Source organism: Prevotella sp. OH937_COT-195 (genome assembly GCF_003932845.1).
Taxonomy (GTDB): Bacteria; Bacteroidota; Bacteroidia; order Bacteroidales; family Bacteroidaceae; genus Prevotella.
The window spans coordinates 1-1,895 of sequence record NZ_RQZH01000061.1; the positions used below are offsets into that span (position 1 = coordinate 1).

A 1,895-nucleotide genomic window follows, 5' to 3' on the forward strand; every position below is an offset into this window, starting at 1 on the left:
GTTATAATTTAATTGCACTTAACAATAACTTTCAAAAACCCCAAGAAAGGACTAGCTTTATGAATAATTATAATGAAAAAATAGAAAAAAAACAAACCATTTTAAGTAAATGTACTGATAAAAAATTAAAAAATCCTAAGTTTAGTGATTATATTAAACCATTTGTAAGCAATACTAGTATTGAAAGAATAAATGACTGTGGGAGTTTTTTAATGTTTTTAGGAGATATGGAATTGGAAAATATAAAATTACATAAGAGTAACTTTTGTGGTAACAGATTTTGTCCAATGTGTAGCTGGAGAACTGCTTTGAAGGATAGTTTAGAAATAAGTATCCTTATGGAGCATTTGAGAAAGGAAGAGAATAAAGAATTTATTTTTTTGACTTTAACAACTCCAAACGTAACTAAAGAAGAACTGGAACCATCAATAAGAGAATACAACCGAGCATTTAAAAAACTTATGGAAAGAAAAGAAATAAAAACGATAGCCAAAGGCTACACGAGAAAATTAGAAGTAACATATCAAAGCCAACAATTTATAACCAAAGAGCTATGGAAAAGAAAAAAATCCTACTATGTTGGAAAAGGATTAAAAATAGGTGATGAAGAACCGAACTTTAACACATACAATCCACATTTTCACGTAGTTATAGCGGTTAATAAAAGTTATTTTAAAAAAAGTAATTTATATATAACCCAAGAAAGATGGCTTGAGTTATGGCGTTCTGCAATGGGTGATGATAGAATCACTCAAGTTGATGTAAGAAAAGCTAAAGCCAATGATTACAAGGAAATATATGAGATAGCAAAATATTCAGCTAAAGATTCAGATTATTTAATTAATAGAGATGTATTTAAAACCTTTTATACTGCTCTTAAAGGAAAACAATTAATTGTATACGGTGGATTATTTAAAGACGCTCACAAAATGTATCAGAACGGCGAATTAGATGTCTACAAAGAAATAGACGAGATAGAATATACTTACATGCTATATTATAACTGGCATAAGAATAACTATGAAAATTCTAGGATTAGAGATTTAACTGAAGAAGAGAAAAATAAAATAAATAAGCAACTTATAAATGATTTAGATTTAGAATAATAATTGCGTAAGTGTCAAGAGAAGGAATGAAATGGCTCTTGACACTTTTTTAATATCCCAATGCTTATGACATAAGGAACTTTATTTATAATTTTCATTTATTAAAAAAATATAGATAGTCAAAGATCTGCGTAACAAACTAATAAAGTTCCTTGTACTTCTGCAAAAGCAAAGAATAGATATTAAGATATTAAGAAATCAAGAAACTTAGTTTCTTATTAACTTTACAGATATATTTAGGGTATGGCTTACGCTATGCTATGCAAGTTTGGGGAGGTTGGGGACCCCAGTTTTGCGTGGCGTGGCGTTAGCCATGCCCCTTTATTTATCTGTAGGACTTAATAAGCAGAAAAATTAAATGACTATTACGAAATCTAGTAAATAAGCCATTCTTAAAAAATATATAAAATATCCCTTTAAAATCATGTCTACATAGTGTTTACCATACGTCAACAAATAAAAATAACCCTCCAATTACAATAGAGGGTCTAAGTGTGTATAGTATGCAAAATAATTCTTTAAAAAATTTAAGTTAAATATCAAAAATTTCAATAGATTTTTTGCTAAAAAAATCGAGTTTTTTCTTTACTTGATACTATACGTAACTATTTCGATTTATATTAATTATCATCAAACCATTGAAAACACTTGATTACAAATAAAAAAAGCTTGCCTTTTTAGGTGGAAAAAAGTTATAATTTAATTGCACTTAACAATAACTTTCAAAAACCCCAAGAAAGGACTAGCTTTATGAATAATTATAATGAAAAAATAGAAAAAAAACAAACC

At 27.7% G+C, this 1,895-nt stretch carries 1 protein-coding gene; it reads left to right on the plus strand.

From position 1 onward, the window contains the following. Positions 1-59: 59 nt before the first annotated feature. Positions 60-1,106 carry a protein rep gene (locus EII32_RS11175; RefSeq protein ID WP_003452201.1) on the plus strand — a complete coding sequence of 349 codons (1,047 nt, stop codon included), beginning with the start codon at positions 60-62 and terminating at the stop codon, positions 1,104-1,106. Positions 1,107-1,895: the final 789 nt, after the last annotated feature.